Origin of the sequence: Pseudoalteromonas sp. SWYJZ98, assembly GCF_015864495.1 — a bacterium.
Classification (GTDB): Bacteria; Pseudomonadota; Gammaproteobacteria; order Enterobacterales; family Alteromonadaceae; genus Pseudoalteromonas; species Pseudoalteromonas distincta.
On sequence record NZ_JADYXA010000007.1, the window covers coordinates 1 to 15,439 of the forward strand.

At 37.5% G+C, this 15,439-nt stretch carries 15 protein-coding genes; 9 read left to right on the plus strand and 6 right to left on the minus strand.

The window, feature by feature from the left end; genetic code table 11:
• The first annotated feature begins 198 nt into the window (after positions 1 to 198).
• Positions 199 to 1,797, plus strand: coding sequence for a hypothetical protein (locus tag I6F10_RS07015; protein WP_197098667.1), 1,599 nt, complete (start codon positions 199 to 201; stop codon positions 1,795 to 1,797).
• Positions 1,798 to 2,046: 249 nt separating this feature from the next.
• Here I6F10_RS07015 and I6F10_RS07020 read toward each other — a convergent pair whose 3' ends face one another.
• Entirely contained in the window at positions 2,047 to 2,649 is a 603-nt protein-coding gene (locus tag I6F10_RS07020) for a thiamine biosynthesis protein ThiC (protein WP_165743857.1), read from the minus strand.
• A gap of 340 nt (positions 2,650 to 2,989) precedes the next feature.
• Complete coding sequence (locus I6F10_RS07025) at positions 2,990 to 3,691, minus strand: metal-dependent hydrolase (RefSeq protein ID WP_165743856.1); 702 nt, start codon at positions 3,689 to 3,691, stop codon at positions 2,990 to 2,992.
• 264 nt (positions 3,692 to 3,955) lie between these two features.
• Between I6F10_RS07025 and I6F10_RS07030 the strand changes: the two genes are divergently transcribed.
• On the plus strand, positions 3,956 to 4,348 hold the full coding sequence (locus I6F10_RS07030; protein ID WP_231619903.1) for a hypothetical protein: 393 nt from the start codon (positions 3,956 to 3,958) through the stop codon (positions 4,346 to 4,348).
• Between the two features lie 307 nt (positions 4,349 to 4,655).
• On the opposite strand, the gene I6F10_RS07035 is transcribed toward I6F10_RS07030, so the two are convergent.
• The gene (locus I6F10_RS07035) at positions 4,656 to 5,570 is read right to left on the minus strand and encodes a 2OG-Fe(II) oxygenase family protein (protein WP_165743855.1); all 915 of its coding nucleotides are present in this window, start codon (positions 5,568 to 5,570) and stop codon (positions 4,656 to 4,658) included.
• 225 nt (positions 5,571 to 5,795) lie between these two features.
• Positions 5,796 to 6,395: a peptide-methionine (S)-S-oxide reductase MsrA gene (gene msrA / locus I6F10_RS07040; protein ID WP_165743854.1), complete on the minus strand. Its 600-nt coding sequence runs from the start codon at positions 6,393 to 6,395 to the stop codon at positions 5,796 to 5,798.
• A 281-nt stretch (positions 6,396 to 6,676) separates the two neighbouring features.
• On the opposite strand from msrA, the gene I6F10_RS07045 reads away from it, so the two are divergent.
• The gene (locus tag I6F10_RS07045; protein ID WP_002962627.1) at positions 6,677 to 6,871 is read left to right on the plus strand and encodes a CPXCG motif-containing cysteine-rich protein; all 195 of its coding nucleotides are present in this window, start codon (positions 6,677 to 6,679) and stop codon (positions 6,869 to 6,871) included.
• Between the two features lie 58 nt (positions 6,872 to 6,929).
• Here the strand turns inward: I6F10_RS07045 and I6F10_RS07050 are convergent, their stop codons facing one another.
• Positions 6,930 to 7,130 (minus strand): hypothetical protein, encoded by a 201-nt coding sequence (locus I6F10_RS07050; RefSeq protein WP_002962626.1) that lies wholly within the window; start codon positions 7,128 to 7,130, stop codon positions 6,930 to 6,932.
• A 106-nt stretch (positions 7,131 to 7,236) separates the two neighbouring features.
• Between I6F10_RS07050 and I6F10_RS07055 the strand changes: the two genes are divergently transcribed.
• The 3 genes from I6F10_RS07055 (at position 7,237) to I6F10_RS07065 (ending at position 9,405) form a co-directional block, all read left to right on the plus strand.
• Positions 7,237 to 7,719, plus strand: a complete 483-nt coding sequence (locus I6F10_RS07055) for a GNAT family N-acetyltransferase (protein WP_165743853.1) — start codon at positions 7,237 to 7,239, stop codon at positions 7,717 to 7,719.
• A gap of 162 nt (positions 7,720 to 7,881) precedes the next feature.
• Positions 7,882 to 8,493 carry a MarC family protein gene (locus tag I6F10_RS07060; protein WP_165743852.1) on the plus strand — a complete coding sequence of 204 codons (612 nt, stop codon included), beginning with the start codon at positions 7,882 to 7,884 and terminating at the stop codon, positions 8,491 to 8,493.
• Between the two features lie 30 nt (positions 8,494 to 8,523).
• Complete coding sequence (locus I6F10_RS07065; protein WP_165743851.1) at positions 8,524 to 9,405, plus strand: alpha/beta hydrolase; 882 nt, start codon at positions 8,524 to 8,526, stop codon at positions 9,403 to 9,405.
• A gap of 778 nt (positions 9,406 to 10,183) precedes the next feature.
• Here I6F10_RS07065 and I6F10_RS07075 read toward each other — a convergent pair.
• Positions 10,184 to 11,392 (minus strand): porin, encoded by a 1,209-nt coding sequence (locus I6F10_RS07075; RefSeq protein ID WP_165743850.1) that lies wholly within the window; start codon positions 11,390 to 11,392, stop codon positions 10,184 to 10,186.
• Between the two features lie 637 nt (positions 11,393 to 12,029).
• Here I6F10_RS07075 and I6F10_RS07080 point away from each other — a divergent pair.
• From I6F10_RS07080 to I6F10_RS07090, 3 genes are all read left to right on the plus strand, one after another.
• Positions 12,030 to 13,619, plus strand: coding sequence for an ABC-F family ATPase (locus I6F10_RS07080; protein WP_076914937.1), 1,590 nt, complete (start codon positions 12,030 to 12,032; stop codon positions 13,617 to 13,619).
• Positions 13,620 to 13,770: 151 nt separating this feature from the next.
• Positions 13,771 to 14,253 carry a 5-(carboxyamino)imidazole ribonucleotide mutase gene (purE, locus tag I6F10_RS07085; RefSeq protein ID WP_002962540.1) on the plus strand — a complete coding sequence of 161 codons (483 nt, stop codon included), beginning with the start codon at positions 13,771 to 13,773 and terminating at the stop codon, positions 14,251 to 14,253.
• A gap of 2 nt (positions 14,254 to 14,255) precedes the next feature.
• Complete coding sequence (locus tag I6F10_RS07090; RefSeq protein WP_165743849.1) at positions 14,256 to 15,407, plus strand: 5-(carboxyamino)imidazole ribonucleotide synthase; 1,152 nt, start codon at positions 14,256 to 14,258, stop codon at positions 15,405 to 15,407.
• Positions 15,408 to 15,439 lie beyond the last annotated feature (32 nt).

Sequence of the window (15,439 nt, forward strand, 5' to 3'; positions counted from 1 at the left end):
CGATTTAGCCCTTGCCATTCGCTAGTAGTTATCGTTTAATAACAGTGTGTTATTTAAACGGTGATCTTCCTACAGAGGACTTTCACCTCATAAGTCAATGCCCATGTCGGGCGTACACAAGGCGCTGTTGGCGGACTGATTTTCCGCTTCGCTCCAAACCAGCCGCAAAGCACGGCGATATATTTTCTCCGAGGTTTTATGAATAAAATTGAAGATTTGTACGGAAACGATCTTGAAACGAAGTATTTTTATATTTTCCCCGTGGAGAGACTTGATTTAAAAAATGAAGAGTCATTTGGGAACATAAGAATCTTTCCAAAAGGCTGTATCGATATTGATGATATGTATAGTAGTACAATTATCATGTCTCAAGAAGATAAAGACAAATTTGATTCAAACATTGAGAAGCTTAAATCAAACCCTTTAATAGTAATTAATGATCAAACTTATGCTGATTACCCTGGGAGCATATCAAGTGATTTGCAAATTATTACTACTGCAATATCTAAAGCCTCTATAATTATCGATTATATTAAATTTGAGTTTTGCTCCTTAGTGGCTCCGAAAACCATGCCAGCAAGGTTAGGGCAAGTTGCATCAGGTGAGACGTTGCTGTTAATGTACAGTGGAAAAGGGAGTCCTTTTACTCGTATCATAGATACTACGATCTACAGTAATACCTTAACGGCGGGTGTAGGTTTAGATATTAACTCCGAAATTTTCACTAATTTTAACTTATTAAATGCTGATATTGGAGAGGTTGGAAACATAGCGAAACAAGCATTGAGAATGTTTTTAAATGCATTGGAAGAAAATGATAATACAGGGAAATTCATCGAAATAATGAGATTGTTTGAATTTATCGCCGATCCAAATAGTTTTACTAAGTTCCAGAAGGTTAGAACAAAAATTGCGGCTCATATAGCCGAAAACAGCTCGGACATTCATAGATTGCAGGAAGAATTTAAATACTATTCTAGCGGTGATAATGAAGATGGATTGCGTACTGAAATAATTCACAATGGTAAGAGTATAGAAATATTGATACCAGAACTTAGTAAACAAACAGACCTTTTCAATAAATTACAGTTATACATAACCAAATGCATTAGAGATCTAATTTGCTTTTACAATAAAAGTTGGGATGAACTCGAAGCTATCAGAGATACAAAATTAGAGGAAGCAAAAAAAAACAAAGTAAAAAATAAAACCGTAAATTACTCCAATACAGCCGTTTTAATTGATGTTAACTTCCTTGCTGAATCAATTGAAAAATTTTCGCCAATGTATAAAAAGCTGCATCCAAAAAGTGATTTTAGTAATTTAAAATTAGAAGAATTAGTTTATCAAGCTTTACGCAACTGTAGAGTGTTAGAGGAAAAGAAAACTTATAAAGTATTTGCCTTTTCTAATTCAATTGATGATATTCCCTTAGTTAAAATACCTGTTTCATCATTAGATGGCGCAAAACTTAAAGGTAATAACTGCCTGTTTGAGCTTGTTGCATTTGCTTTCGAGGAAAAAGAGAAAAAAGTAGAGTCTGTTTTCGAGATTACTCACGATATTTTTCAAGACAAATCTTCTTTTGAATCTTCAGACCTTACTTTTCGAAATGTTGTGTTTATTGGAGATGATCCTGCATATATTGATCTTCTGACAAGCGTAAATGCGAAAGATAACCGAAATTTAACTATTGTAAAATGTTCACATTATTCTCAAATGGAGCATCGAATTCCATTTTTTGATATTGGGCATTTAGTAGGAATGTCATTTGGTCTGTCAGCTAGTCAGCTATGACTATAAGTTAAGAAGTTAAGGGGTCAAATCTTGACTTCATATATCAAAACATAAATCGGTCAAAAGCTTTTGATATAAGCTATTTTTACCCTCTAAAAGCGCAGCGCCTCATATCCTCATTGTGAATTAGTTTTATAAAATAAGATGGCTGTCACTTTAAACGTAAAACATCGGCGAATTTGCACTCTAATACACGCCGATGTCTATAACTTATCTAAGTAAGAACCATACTTTGTAAGGCATTAAGCCTTAGTCTGCTTTACGGTAAAGGCTTATTAAACAGATTGCTAAAAGTAACGTTGCAATCATGCCTGATGCACCAGCAACAGCTGATGGTAGAAATCCATCACGACCAAAGGTAATTAAAATACCATTGGCAAGCACTGCAACACCGCCTGCTAGGGCTGTAAGGCCGCCGATTGCTTTGCCACCTTTAGCTAAGTAAGACAGGCCAAAAACAAGTGCTGCTAATCCCAATAATACTTTAGCTGCATAGTAAATCATGAATGACAAAGAAACCACGCCACCAATTAAAGGTTGTGCGCCTTCTACTGTGCCTGCAACTTTTCCAAATGTAGAAAACAAAGTAAGTCCAATGCTTACCTGCACTATGTTAAGTACTGCACTAAACGCGATAGCCGACCAGCCTAGCTGAGCATTTTTTGCTTGCACCATAGCTGTGCCTGCAAAAGCAACAAGTAAAGTAAATACCAGTGCTTCTAGCCCCCAAGCAACCTGCCTTGAAAAACTAATTTCAGCACTGTAAAGCGCTGAATAAATACCCTGTGATATCGCCAATACCAACAATAACGATGCTGTAATTAGGGTGGTGCGTTTAAGTGTAAATTCCATTATGGACCTCTTTTGATTTTATATTTGACGCTTTTAACAGGTGTTGCGGGTTTGAATGTAGCAAACTGCTTAGTATTTGTATTAAATAGCGTTTATCGTTGTAGGTATAAGACAGGTAAAGCGAGTAAATTATTTCACTTAAACCTATAAAAGTATTAATTAATAACAAACAGGCTCAGGCTATTGCTTTTAATTAAACCTAACTTTGCAAAGCCGCTTTGGTTTAGCCATGCATGTATCTAAAAGCGCAGTGCCTCATGCCCTCTTAGTAAATCAACATTTGATTACCAAGAGGGCACACATTTTGAGTATGTGGTTAAACGGCTTATTACTTATGGCGTTAAGATAAAAACGTAAAATGAGACCAGTCACTTAACGCTGTAATAGTTTGTTCTGTGGGAGGGGCAACATAAATTAAACCTGCAATGGCAATAATTGAAGCTAGCGTAATTAGTTTATTATCGAAGTCAGCTATTTTTAAAGCGGTGCCAAAAGAGCGCTTAATTGTGACATTACTTAAATCCACACTGTAAATTTCATCCAGTAATAAATGAATTAGTCCGCCGAGTAAAATAAACCCACCCGTTAACCAGGCAAAAACGGCTGCTTGTGTGGTTGATTGGTCATTTAGTTTCCATGTTACTTGAGTCGTTAATAGCGCGCATAACAGTATAAATAGTAAAGAGTGGCAACTACCTCTGTGTACTGTGATCCATTCAAAAATAGGTCTAATAATATATTTCATAAATCCGTAAACCAATAACGGCACTACGATTAACTCGATAAAGCTAATTTCAATAATGAGCTCGGTGGTTATGTAATGCAGCACTAGTAATACAGCGCTGAGTGCAAATAAGTTAAAAATAGTGTCGAGTGATGTGGAGTTATCTGAGTCTATGTCGGGTAATAAACCGCCAATAGAGCCTAAAAACCATAACCAAAGTGCGCCGTTTAAATCGATATGGCTTGCAGATAGTAAGGTGGCTGAGGCTAAGCCTGTGATGATTACGGCAGTATTAAGATGAGTATTGAAGTTTGCCATTGTATCTCTTTATGGGAAAAAGTAGGGCATTCTATCAATTGAAAAGTTTATTGTTCAATATTCTTTTTAATTAGATTTTTTATTACTTTGATTAATTGCTAATAGTACGATTTTTATTCTGTATTGTGGTTAGTGGTGCAATCATGTTGTAATTTTTTTGATAAAAATCAATAATACGGACAGTTTTTATTGTCTATTGGCCTTTTGTGTTTTTAATAAAAGCCTTGCTATCAACTTATATAAAACGGCTTAACTGGAATTCACATGAACCAAAATAGATATAAAGCATCGTTTCCTGCGCCTGACATTGGTAGTAACTATTTTGTCTCATCAACTTGGAGCAGTTATGGTTTCTGGGCTCTATTAGCACTGACTCCGCTTGCTCATTACATGATGTACTATACCGAAGATGGTTTAGCGCATGGGGAAGATTTAAACACTTTAGTGTATGTAATACTTGGGGCTATTTCCTTGTTTGTTTTAAATATTGCAGCCCAATCTATATGTTGGTTAGGCAGGCTTTTGGCAGTGGTTTGCTTTAGCATTAGTCTGTTTTTTATATTATTGCTTATTTACCTCAGTGTATATTCACACTTTCCAATTGCTTATTTAGGTGCTATTTCTTATTTTGGGTTAGCTCGTATTTTTATAATGTAGATAGTAAAAAGATAGCACAATTTATTAAATTACCAACTTAAGCATTACAGTGGCTTATCAATTGAATACAAAAACATAACATCCCCTTAAATTTTGTACTTTGTTAAGCGAAGTACTGGGACATAAGAAAAGCAAGACGGAAAATTTGTGTTATCTATTGTTATAAGTGGCGACAATATAGATTATGAATAGGGCGGTTTTTTGATATTACTAAACTTAAAACGTGTTGGTTACTGGATGAGCTTTATTTTTATAAGGCTGCTTAAATTTGGCAGCCTTTTATATTTAAAACGTTAAAAGCGCTTACTTAAAATGGTGCGTAGCCATCATTTGGTTTGTTAGGGTTAGTCCAGCGCTGTTTAGCATCAACAGGAATGCGTGGTGCACCTTGTGCTGGTAATCGACCGCGCTCCCCATACAGCCACAATACAAAGTTAGTTCGCTCGCCACTGGTAATAGGCTTGGCTGCGTGTGCAATATTGCCTCGATGTAACATGGCAGTACCAGGCTTAAAGGTAAGTGATTTAATGTCACCTGTGTACGGGTGATAAAAGTCCACTTGTGACCCTGTAAACTCTTCGCCTGGTAAATTTAGGTTAATGTTAAGCGTTACAGCTGATGCGTCGGTATGTGGGCGAATTGATGAATCTGTATTTGGCTCATAATAAATTGAAAAGCCAAATGTTTGTGTATCAAACCCCATAACTTCCGGGAACAGCATACGTGAAATAGGGCGCATATAAGTGTTTAGTATTTCGTTATAAAATGCTTGAAAGCTTGGCGCGGCTAAATAACCTTCTGATCGGCTATCAAGCATGGCACCACGGCGATTTAACACTATGCCGTATGGCGGGCGCATAGGAATTTGCGAATTCCATACTTGTTCTAAATATCCGCGTAATACAGCTAGGCGCTCAGGATCAAAAAATTGAAATTGAAACACATCAGGCGCTACTTCGTGTAATAACGCTTTTACGGCTAGCTCTTTTGATGGATCTTCCCATGCTTGCTTTACTGCTTCGCGTAGGTTTTTATCAAGTAGTGTGTCGTCAAGTGTAAACGTTGAGCTATCTATTGATGTTGCTTCCCATTCGCTCCACGCGTTTGTAATTAGGTCAGTGTTGTTTATCCAAAAGTTTTGTACTGCTGGTTCACGGTAAAGCATGGCTTGTCGTGTTGGTAACTCTAGAGCACGCGCTAGTTGTAATTGGTTGGCAAACATTTTGTGTAACTCCAGCTGTTAAATTTTGTTTATATCAATCTAGGAGTGCAATTTATTGTATTTGATTTAGTAGATAAACAGCCTGCTTTAGGAAACAGAATATACTATTTATTGATAATGAAGGTTCGTATACTTTTTGAAGCAGAGAAAGCTAGCTTTGTAGATAAGCAAAAGGCTGCACAATACGCAGCCTTTTGTTGGTGTAATTTAGTTGCTTAATAAATACTAGTGAGTTTCTCTTTCGCCCCAAATTTCTTCTAGGCGGCTGTCGCGACCACAACGCCAACGATAGGTGTTGTATCGGATTGGATTGTTTTTGTAATAATCTTGATGAAAGCTTTCCCTCCCTTTTATAGGGTAAAAGGTGCTTGCGTTTAGTATAGGTGTAACCACAGTTTGATTAGGGAACTCGGCAACTACTGCTGCTTTTGTTTTTTCGGCTAATTTACGTTGTTCGTCGTTTTGTACAAATATAGCGCTTAAGTAACTAGGGCCTTTATCACAAAATTGGCCTTTGGCATCAAAGGGATCGATATTTACCCAGTAATGATCAAGTATGCCCTGATAGCTTACTATGGCCGGATCGTATGTGATTTCAACGGCCTCGTAATGGCCTTTATGATTACCATTGTATGTCGGGTTTATAAGTTTACCGCCAGTAAAGCCCGATATTACATCGGTTACGCCTTCTAGCTTTTCAAAGTCACTTTCCATACACCAAAAACAACCTCCAGCTAGAACGGCTTTTTCGGTTTTAGCTGCATGGGAGAATGTACTAAACAAAATAACGGCAGATGTTAATGCAAGCGTAAGTGATTTTTTCATAAAATTATCCATCTGTACTGTGAGTTTATAAATACTTATAAAGTTAGACCCGCTAAGTGCTAATACAATTTCATTGTAGAGTGCTGACTAATTTATCTATGGTGAAAAATATTGTGCTTTGACGAGTTTTATAGGGATAAGGCTAGTAACAAGATCACTATTTAAGTTAGTAGCATGGTTTAATTGGATTAGCCAAGTATGCGTTATTTAATGGGGTGTTGAATTATGCTTACGTGTTCATTAAAGTGACAACATTCGTGATATAAATTAGCAGGTGATAAATGAACCAGTTAACAGAAACATCAATAAGCTGCCCTTATTGTGGAGAAAGTATAGAAGTATTACTTGATGCAGCAGATATTGATGAGCAATACATAGAAGACTGCCAAGTGTGCTGTAAGCCTATCTCGTTTGTGGTATTTGAAAATGATGACGAGCTAAACGTTAATGTTTACAGCGAAGACGATGCATTTTAATTCGTTGATTAGATAGTAGGCTGCAAAATTGCAGCCTTTTTACTGTGTATGTGTTTGGTTAGCTATTTTGCTCACGCGCTAATTGGTTAGGAAGAAGTTCTTCTACTATTTCGCGTGCTGGAAGCGTATAGCGTGTGCCGTCAAACATTACTGAGGTAAACTCGTTAATATTAGTAATGCCTGTTAAGGTCCAGCCTTCGCCGCGCTTTGGGCAATATACTGTGGTAGTGGGTTGTATTACTTTAAAATCGTCACTCATTACGTTATCCACTCTTTTTGCTTTAAAGATAATGCTTGTTAATAGGGTATGGTAAGTTAATAATGCGTGCCCATAAAGAGCTAATTTAAATAACCACTTAAATAAAATGTTTAACACCACAAAGCTTGAGCGCGTTACGCTGCGTTTAGTTACCCACAAACACGCAGCGTGTTTATTTAATATTTTAAATCACCCGCACGTGTCAGAATTTAACGACTACGAAACACCACTTAGCAAAACGCAAATCAAACAATTAATACAAGATGATATTAGTGCTTACTACGAAGGCGAAGTAATTCGAGTTGCAATTGAACATAATATATCTGGAAAGTTAATGGGTACTTGTGGGCTTTATAATTTAACCCGGTGTAAAAGTAGTGCGTTTATAGGATTTGAGCTGCATCCTGACTTTTGGGATAAGGGCGTAATGTTTGAAGTGGTGACCGGTTTTATTGAAACTCTAGTTAAGCAAATTCCGCTTAAACATTTGTCGGCCGAGGTGAGTGCACATAATGCACGTTCCCATAATTTACTTATGAAACTGGGCTTTAGTTTAAGAGAAAATTCTATTTGGCATAAATCACTTTAACTCAAGACGGCAATTATAAGTGCTTACCTTGTTTCAATCCTCAATCCTTAAAGCTCAGTAAATAAAATACAAAAAATAGCGGCTTTCTATTATAGTTAAGCGTAAGCAAATGAATTTGTTACCCGTGTTTTATTAAACATTTACGCTTAACAAGGATTTTATATGCTAGAAAAACTCTCTCAAGATGCGCTTGTAATTTGGGCGACCATTGACCCAACAGGCACTATGGCGCTGTTTGCTGCGCTTACTTCTCATTTAACTGATCAACAACGCCGTAAAACTGCATTTAAAACGGTACTTTATGCCGGGGGCGTATTATTGGGTTCTATTTTAATAGGGCAACTAATACTTAATACGATGGGAATTAGGTTGGTGTCGTTTCAGTTAGGGGGCGGAATTATATTGTTTTTGTTTGGCCTGCAAATGATTTTTGGAAACGATTCTAATAAAGCCAAACAAGACCCCGATCACGATATAGCCGTGTTTCCGCTTGCTATACCTGCAACGGCGACTCCTGGCGCTATTTTGGCGGTAATACTACTTACCGATAACCACATACACCCAATTACTACTCAAATAGGCACAGCGCTTGTTACACTTGGTGTGTTGGGTATTACCTTAATACTGTTGCTGCTTTCGGGTAAAATTATTAAGCTAATTGGTACTGGCGGCGCGTCTATTTTAACGCGAGTGATGGGCATGATTTTAGCCGCGTTTTCGGTTGAGCTTATTATGACCGCGCTGGAAATAAAACAATGGGTTAAGCTCGATTAAATAACTCCTAAACATTGAAAGGAATGCCGTATGGCAATAAAAATAACAAAACACTATATTATTAATTTAAGTTTAGCCGTAGTCATTTTTGCTATTGGTATTTTAGCTATACGCTATTACAACCATTATGTATCGGCCTATACAGATGTAACAATTAACTCAAGCGTGCTTAATGAGTCGCGCAAAGTGTTTATAAGATTGCCCGCTAATTACAATCCTAAAAAAGCGTATCCGTTAATTATTAAAACAGATGGTAACTTTAATTTAGATACATGGGATAAAGCACTTACAAAACAAGCTAAGAGCGAAAAAGGGGATAAGGCTATATTGGTGTCTATTCCTAATTTGTTTTTTACAGATACACGTAATCGCGATTTAGTGCCTCCTTATGCTCGCCAAGATGTAAACACACAAGCGCGCACAGAAAATGAAACACTTATTGAACCAAATGGTGAAGCCGACAAGTTTTTAGCGTTTATTGAAACTGAGTTACTCCCTTATCTATCAGCAAAATATAAGCTTAGTAATAACCGTGTTTTAAGTGGTTTTTCGGCAGGTGGTAGCTTTGTACTTTATACGCTGCATACAAAGCCTGAATTGTTTAATGGCTATTTTGCTTTTAGCCCTGCGGCTTGGTATGACGATATGACCGTAGTTAATAATGTAGAAGCGTTTTTAAGTGCCCAAGATAACAAAGTGAAGTCGTCTACATATTTATATCTTTCGGTGGGCGGGGCAGAGCATCCGCTAATGTTAAAAGCGTTTAGTAATTTAGAGGCCGCTTTATCAACCAATCCTAACAATAACCTTGTGTGGCAAAGTGATATAAACAAAGGTGCTGAGCATTCAGATAATCCATCAATTAGTGTGGCTAAGGCATTAGCTGGTTATAGTACGTTTATTAAAAAGTAAGATAGATTGGTTTAAGTGATAACTGTATATACATACAGTTATCGTTGTTTTATCTATTTATGATAACGAATCAACTTTATAACACTTTACTTAGTTCAATATTATTAACGACTTACAAAGAAAGGTAGGTTTAAATTATTTTTTCATAGCAATCACATGTACTGTTTTCATATACAGTACATGACTATTGAATTAGAATACCGTGAGTACCCATGAGCATATACCACACCTATATGTGACTGCTTTTAAGCAGCCTTAGGTATTTGTGATCAGTAAAAAGCAGTGTCAGTACTTTGCAATTTCAATATAGTTTCAGCATCTTTTTATACTCTTAATGCAGTTAATATAAATTGGCTGGTGGCTTTACAGTAAAAGAACACATCATACTAAGTGTTGCTATAACGTTAAAATTAGCAATAAAGTCAAATTATAAAAAGTAATCAAAGAGGTAGTCAAAATAATAAAGCCTGCGATAACTACATCCACTAAAAATATAAATGCCGAGTGTGGACTATGACTGATTAATTAAAGTTTTCCTCGCTCATTGTAATGAGCAGCAAAATGGTAAACGTAAAAAATAGGGGCATCGTGAATGGTGCTATTACAAATTGAAAAAGCAGATACCACTGCGGCTGTTAATGCCTTTTTTGAAATAGCCTTAAATGCAAAATTGAGTATTGAAAAAAGTATGGAAAAATAAAAAAAGCCCAGTTAAAAAAGTTAAAAGGGCTAAAATGGTTGTGCTTAGGGAAGTTGTAGTCGTTTTATAAACTTATATTTAAAACTTATATCTAAAACCAAATGCTATACCGTCATCTTCCGACTGCTCCATTTGTGCTTGTTGCTCTTTGTTATCGCTTTCAAAGTCGCTAAAGTCTTTACGCGCTTCTACGTAGGCAATAGTGTCTTCGTCAATTAAGTAGTGAAGGCCAATAACAGCAAACTGACGTTTAAATACATCGTCTGGGTCGGCGTTAAAGTTTGGCTGAATTACGTAATCATCACCAGCATCAAACACGTTGTAGGCAATAAAAGGGCGAAAATCGTTATCAAAGCGGTAAGATGCAAATGTTTCTACACCGATTGCGTCTTTAATTAAGCGACCAATGTTATCTGTGTCGTGGTTTTTGTTTTTATTTACGTTGGCTGCAACGTATAGGCCGGGCTCATCAATGTTGCCCCACATAATACCTGCACCATAAATTAAATCTTCAACATTGCGAGTAGAACCATCGGCAAACGTTAAATCAAACTCACCACTGTTAACACCTGCTGTAAGTGTTAGCATGTCAGTTGGGGTATAAGTTACAGACGCACCAAATGTGTAATTAAATTCAACTTCTTGGGCTGCACTATCGCCAGAGTTCCAAAGTGCTTCACATTCTTCTTCTGAAATGTCGGTTACGTCACAGGTATAAAATTCGCTGTTTTTAAGCTGCGCTTGTACTGCAAAACTAAAATCGTTATAGCTATTGCGGTACTGCACTAATTTATCTCCACGACCAGTGCCATTAACAGCGCCATCGTCTTTGTTATAGGTGTAAACACCAGCCGCATTACCATCCCATACAAAGCTATTATTTGTGCCGTAAACTACGTCGTACCATGCACCCCATTGTTTACCAATGGTAAGTTGGCCGTACTTTTCGTGTGAAAGGCCTGCGTAACCTAAACGGTTATATAAAAACTCATCCTGGATAGACTCAAAACGATTGTTATAAATAATATGGCTGCTGCCAACAGGGTTTACACCCCATTCTACGAGTGCGAGTGCAGTCCAGTCTTTCTTAAGCTTTCGGGTAAATCCAAAGTTAATGCGCGAAGTACCGTTAACAACTTCGGTTTCATTTTGTGTATTAATTACACGCACATCAAGATATCCACCAACTTCAACAGTATTTTTGTCATCTTTGTATAATTCTACTGCCGAAACAGCGGGTGCGAATACAATACTTGCGCTAATAAGCGTCGCTAATTTTTTGCTCATCTTGTGTGTTGCCCTGTGTAAATTGGTCAATTTTTTACGTAGGTAAAAATTCAGATTCGAAGACTAACAAAGCAATAAACGGCTCAAAAGTGAAAAATACTCAATAAAATTAATCGTTAAACTTAACGGATATTCACTAAAGGTTAATTTTGTTTTTCAGGTGTTGCAAAAGTTTGTGTTTTTAATGATTTGATAGGTAAATAGGATGAGGAGTTAGCGATGTGTAAAAATTGTAATTTGAATTAATTTCATCTTGGTTAAAAAGTAGTAACTAGTGTAAAAGCTCTAAAAGTACTTTATTATCATTAATATAACTTTTTATTATTATAGGGTGAACAAAAATGAGTTAAGTAGACACACAAACACGTTAAAAGTTTTTTTACTCTAATTTGTATCGTAATTTCTAATCTCTTATGCCTGTTTGTAAAACATACTTTATGGATTTTAATTAGAATAAGTTGAATAAAAATTAACGAAACCATTAAATCTAATCCGTTATTTTTACTACTAACTACATAGCCATAATAAATGGCTAAAACGCAGTGGTTTGCTTTTAAACTTTCATAGAAAAACAGGCCATTTTGGTTTAAACTGCGCGCAATTTAAATACATCATTACTCCTTTGGAGGGTAGCGCTATTATTAGTACAGCTAATGTCACCATGCAATTTGGTGCTAAACCATTATTTGAAAATATCTCAGCAAAATTTGGCGATGGTAACCGTTACGGTTTAATCGGTGCAAATGGTTGTGGTAAATCAACATTTATGAAAATTTTAAGTGGTGAGCTTGAAGCGTCTTCAGGTAATGTAAGTACTGATCCTAACGAACGCGTTGCTAAACTTAATCAAGATCAGTTTGCCTACGAAGAATACTCAGTAATCGATACCGTAATTATGGGCCACAAAGAGTTGTGGGAAATCAAACAAGAACGTGACCGTATTTACTCTTTACCTGAAATGAGCGAAGAAGACGGTATGAAAGTAGCCGATCTTGAAACTGAATTTGCTGAAATGGATGGTTACTCTGCTGAATCTAAAGCAGGTGAGCTTTTATTAGGTGTAGGTATTGGCACTGACCAACACTTTGGCCCAATGTCAGAAATTGCACCGGGTTTTAAGCTGCGCGTGCTACTTGCACAGGTATTGTTTTCAGACCCAGACATTATGCTACTTGATGAGCCTACTAATAACTTGGATATTTACACCATCAAGTGGTTAGAAGACGTGTTAAATCAGCGCGACTGTACCATGATAATCATCTCGCATGACCGTCACTTTTTAAACTCTGTGTGTACACACATGGCCGACATTGACTACGGCGAGCTTCGTATTTACCCAGGTAATTATGACGAATACATGTTTGCAGCAACGCAAGCACGTGAGCAATTACTTAACGAAAACGCGAAAAAGAAAAACCAAATTGCTGAACTTCAACAGTTTGTATCTCGTTTCTCTGCTAACGCATCTAAAGCTAAGCAAGCAACATCGCGTGCTAAACGTATCGACAAAATCCAATTAGACGAAGTTAAAGCATCTTCACGCCAAACGCCGTTTATTCGTTTTGATCAAGAAAAGCAGTTATTCAGAAACGCACTTGAAATGACAAACCTAACACAAGGTTTTGACGACAATACGTTGTTTTCTGGACTTGAAGGTTTAGTAGAAGTTGGCGAACGTATTGCTATTATTGGTGAAAATGGTGTTGGTAAAACAACATTACTTAATACATTAGCAGGGCGTTTAGCCCCTAAAGCTGGTGAGTTTAAGTTCTCGGAAAATGCTAATATTGGTTACTACGCGCAAGATCACGCTGATGAGTTTGCAACCGACATGAACTTGTTTCAGTGGATGGAGCAATGGCAACAAGAAGGCGACGACGAGCAAGTGGTTCGTAGCTTCTTAGGCCGTATGTTATTCTCTCAAAACGATATTAAAAAATCAGTTAAAGTAATTTCAGGTGGTGAGCAAGGCCGCATGTTGTTTGGTAAAATTATGATGCATAAGCCAAACATATTGTTAATGGATGAGCCAACTAACCACATGGATATGGAATCAATTGAAGCGCTTAACTTAGCCCTTGAAGCTTACGAAGGTACATTGATGTTTGTTTCCCACGACCGTCAGTTTGTATCGTCGGTTGCGACCCGTATTTGGGAAATTAAAGACGGTAAAGTTATCGACTTTAGAGGCAACTACGCAGAATACCTAGCGAGTAAAGAAGCTTAATTAGCTATTTACCCGTTAACTCTAAAAAGCCATGTTTAAACATGGCTTTTTTTGTTTTTGTGAGTCGCAATTAAACTTGGTTTGGGTATAATACCCGCCTAAAACCGGACATAAGTCCGCTATTTTTAAAATACATTACTGAGGAGTATTTATGACTGTTGGCATTATTATGGGTTCTAAATCAGATTGGCCAACCATGGAACATGCAGCACTTATGCTAGAGCATTTTGGCATTAAGTACGAAACCAAAGTCGTGTCTGCACACCGCACTCCTCAATTACTTGCTGATTACGCAAGTTCAGCCGCAGAACGTGGTATTAAAGTTATTATTGCTGGTGCTGGCGGCGCAGCGCATTTACCTGGTATGGCAGCTGCTTTTACGTCGCTTCCTGTACTTGGCGTACCTGTAAAATCAAAAGCATTAAATGGTGTTGATTCACTTTTATCTATTTGCCAAATGCCTAAAGGCGTTGCGGTAGGTACGCTTGCCATTGGTGAGCCGGGCGCAGCAAACGCGGGTTTATTAGCTGCACAAATTTTAGGGTGTCAAAATCCAGAAATTTTTGCAAAAATTGAAGCTTTTCGTAAAGCTCAAACCGACACTATATTAGCTAATCCAAACCCTGCAGAGTAATAATGAATATTTTAATATTAGGTGCAGGGCAACTTGCACGTATGATGAGCCTTGCAGGCGCGCCGCTTAATTTAAACGTTGTTGCATACGATGTAGGCAGTAAACAAATTATGCACCCGCTAACTGGTGACATTTATAACACGTCGCTTGAGCAAGCAATATCAAACGCTGATGCCATTACTGCCGAGTTTGAACACATTCCTGATGACGTACTAACCCTTTGCTGTAACAGTAATAAGTTTTACCCAGGAAAAGCCGCTATTAAAACCGGTGGCGATCGCTCGCTTGAAAAGGCATTGCTTGATAAAACAAACGTAACTTGTGCGCCGTACCAATTAATTACTGAAAAAGCGCATTTAGAACTTGCCGTTAAAACTCTAGGTAAACCTCTTGTAATTAAAACATGCCAAGCGGGTTACGACGGAAAAGGCCAATGGCGTTTAAAATCGGATGATCAAATAGACGAAATTTGGTCACAAATGGCTGATTTTATTGCATCAGGCACCGAGCTTGCGCCACATACGATTATTGCTGAAAAAATGATCCCGTTTGATCGTGAAGTATCTATCATTGGTGCGCGCGACAAACACGGTAATGTTGCTATATATCCGCTAACAGAAAACGAGCACACTAATGGTGTGTTAACGCTTTCTATTGCTGGTAAAAATAATCAAAGTGTTGAAGCGCAAGCAAACGATGCATTTACAAAAATAGCAAATGAGCTTAACTACGTTGGCGTGTTAGCTATTGAGTTTTTTGATGTACATGGCACGTTACTCGTTAACGAAATTGCACCGCGCGTACATAACTCAGGCCATTGGACGCAACAAGGTTGCCATTGCTCGCAGTTTGAAAACCACATGCGCGCTGTTGCAGGCTTACCGCTTGGTAATACAGAGCTTAAACACATTACCGCGATGGTCAATGTGCTAGGCCAACCAAGTATTCCAAGCGAAGTATTAAAGTTCGCTGATGTAACTAGCCATTGGTATGGTAAAACCGCAAAACCAGGTCGTAAAATGGGCCATATTAATGTATCGGCTATTAATATGAGTGAGCTTGCAGATAAATTAGGTGAACTTACAGAGTATCTACCAGAGCAAGATTATCCCGGTATTTTAAAAGCAGCTGCCAATTTAGTGCTCAGTGAATAGTTATTATAACTTTATATAAATACCGGCTTAAG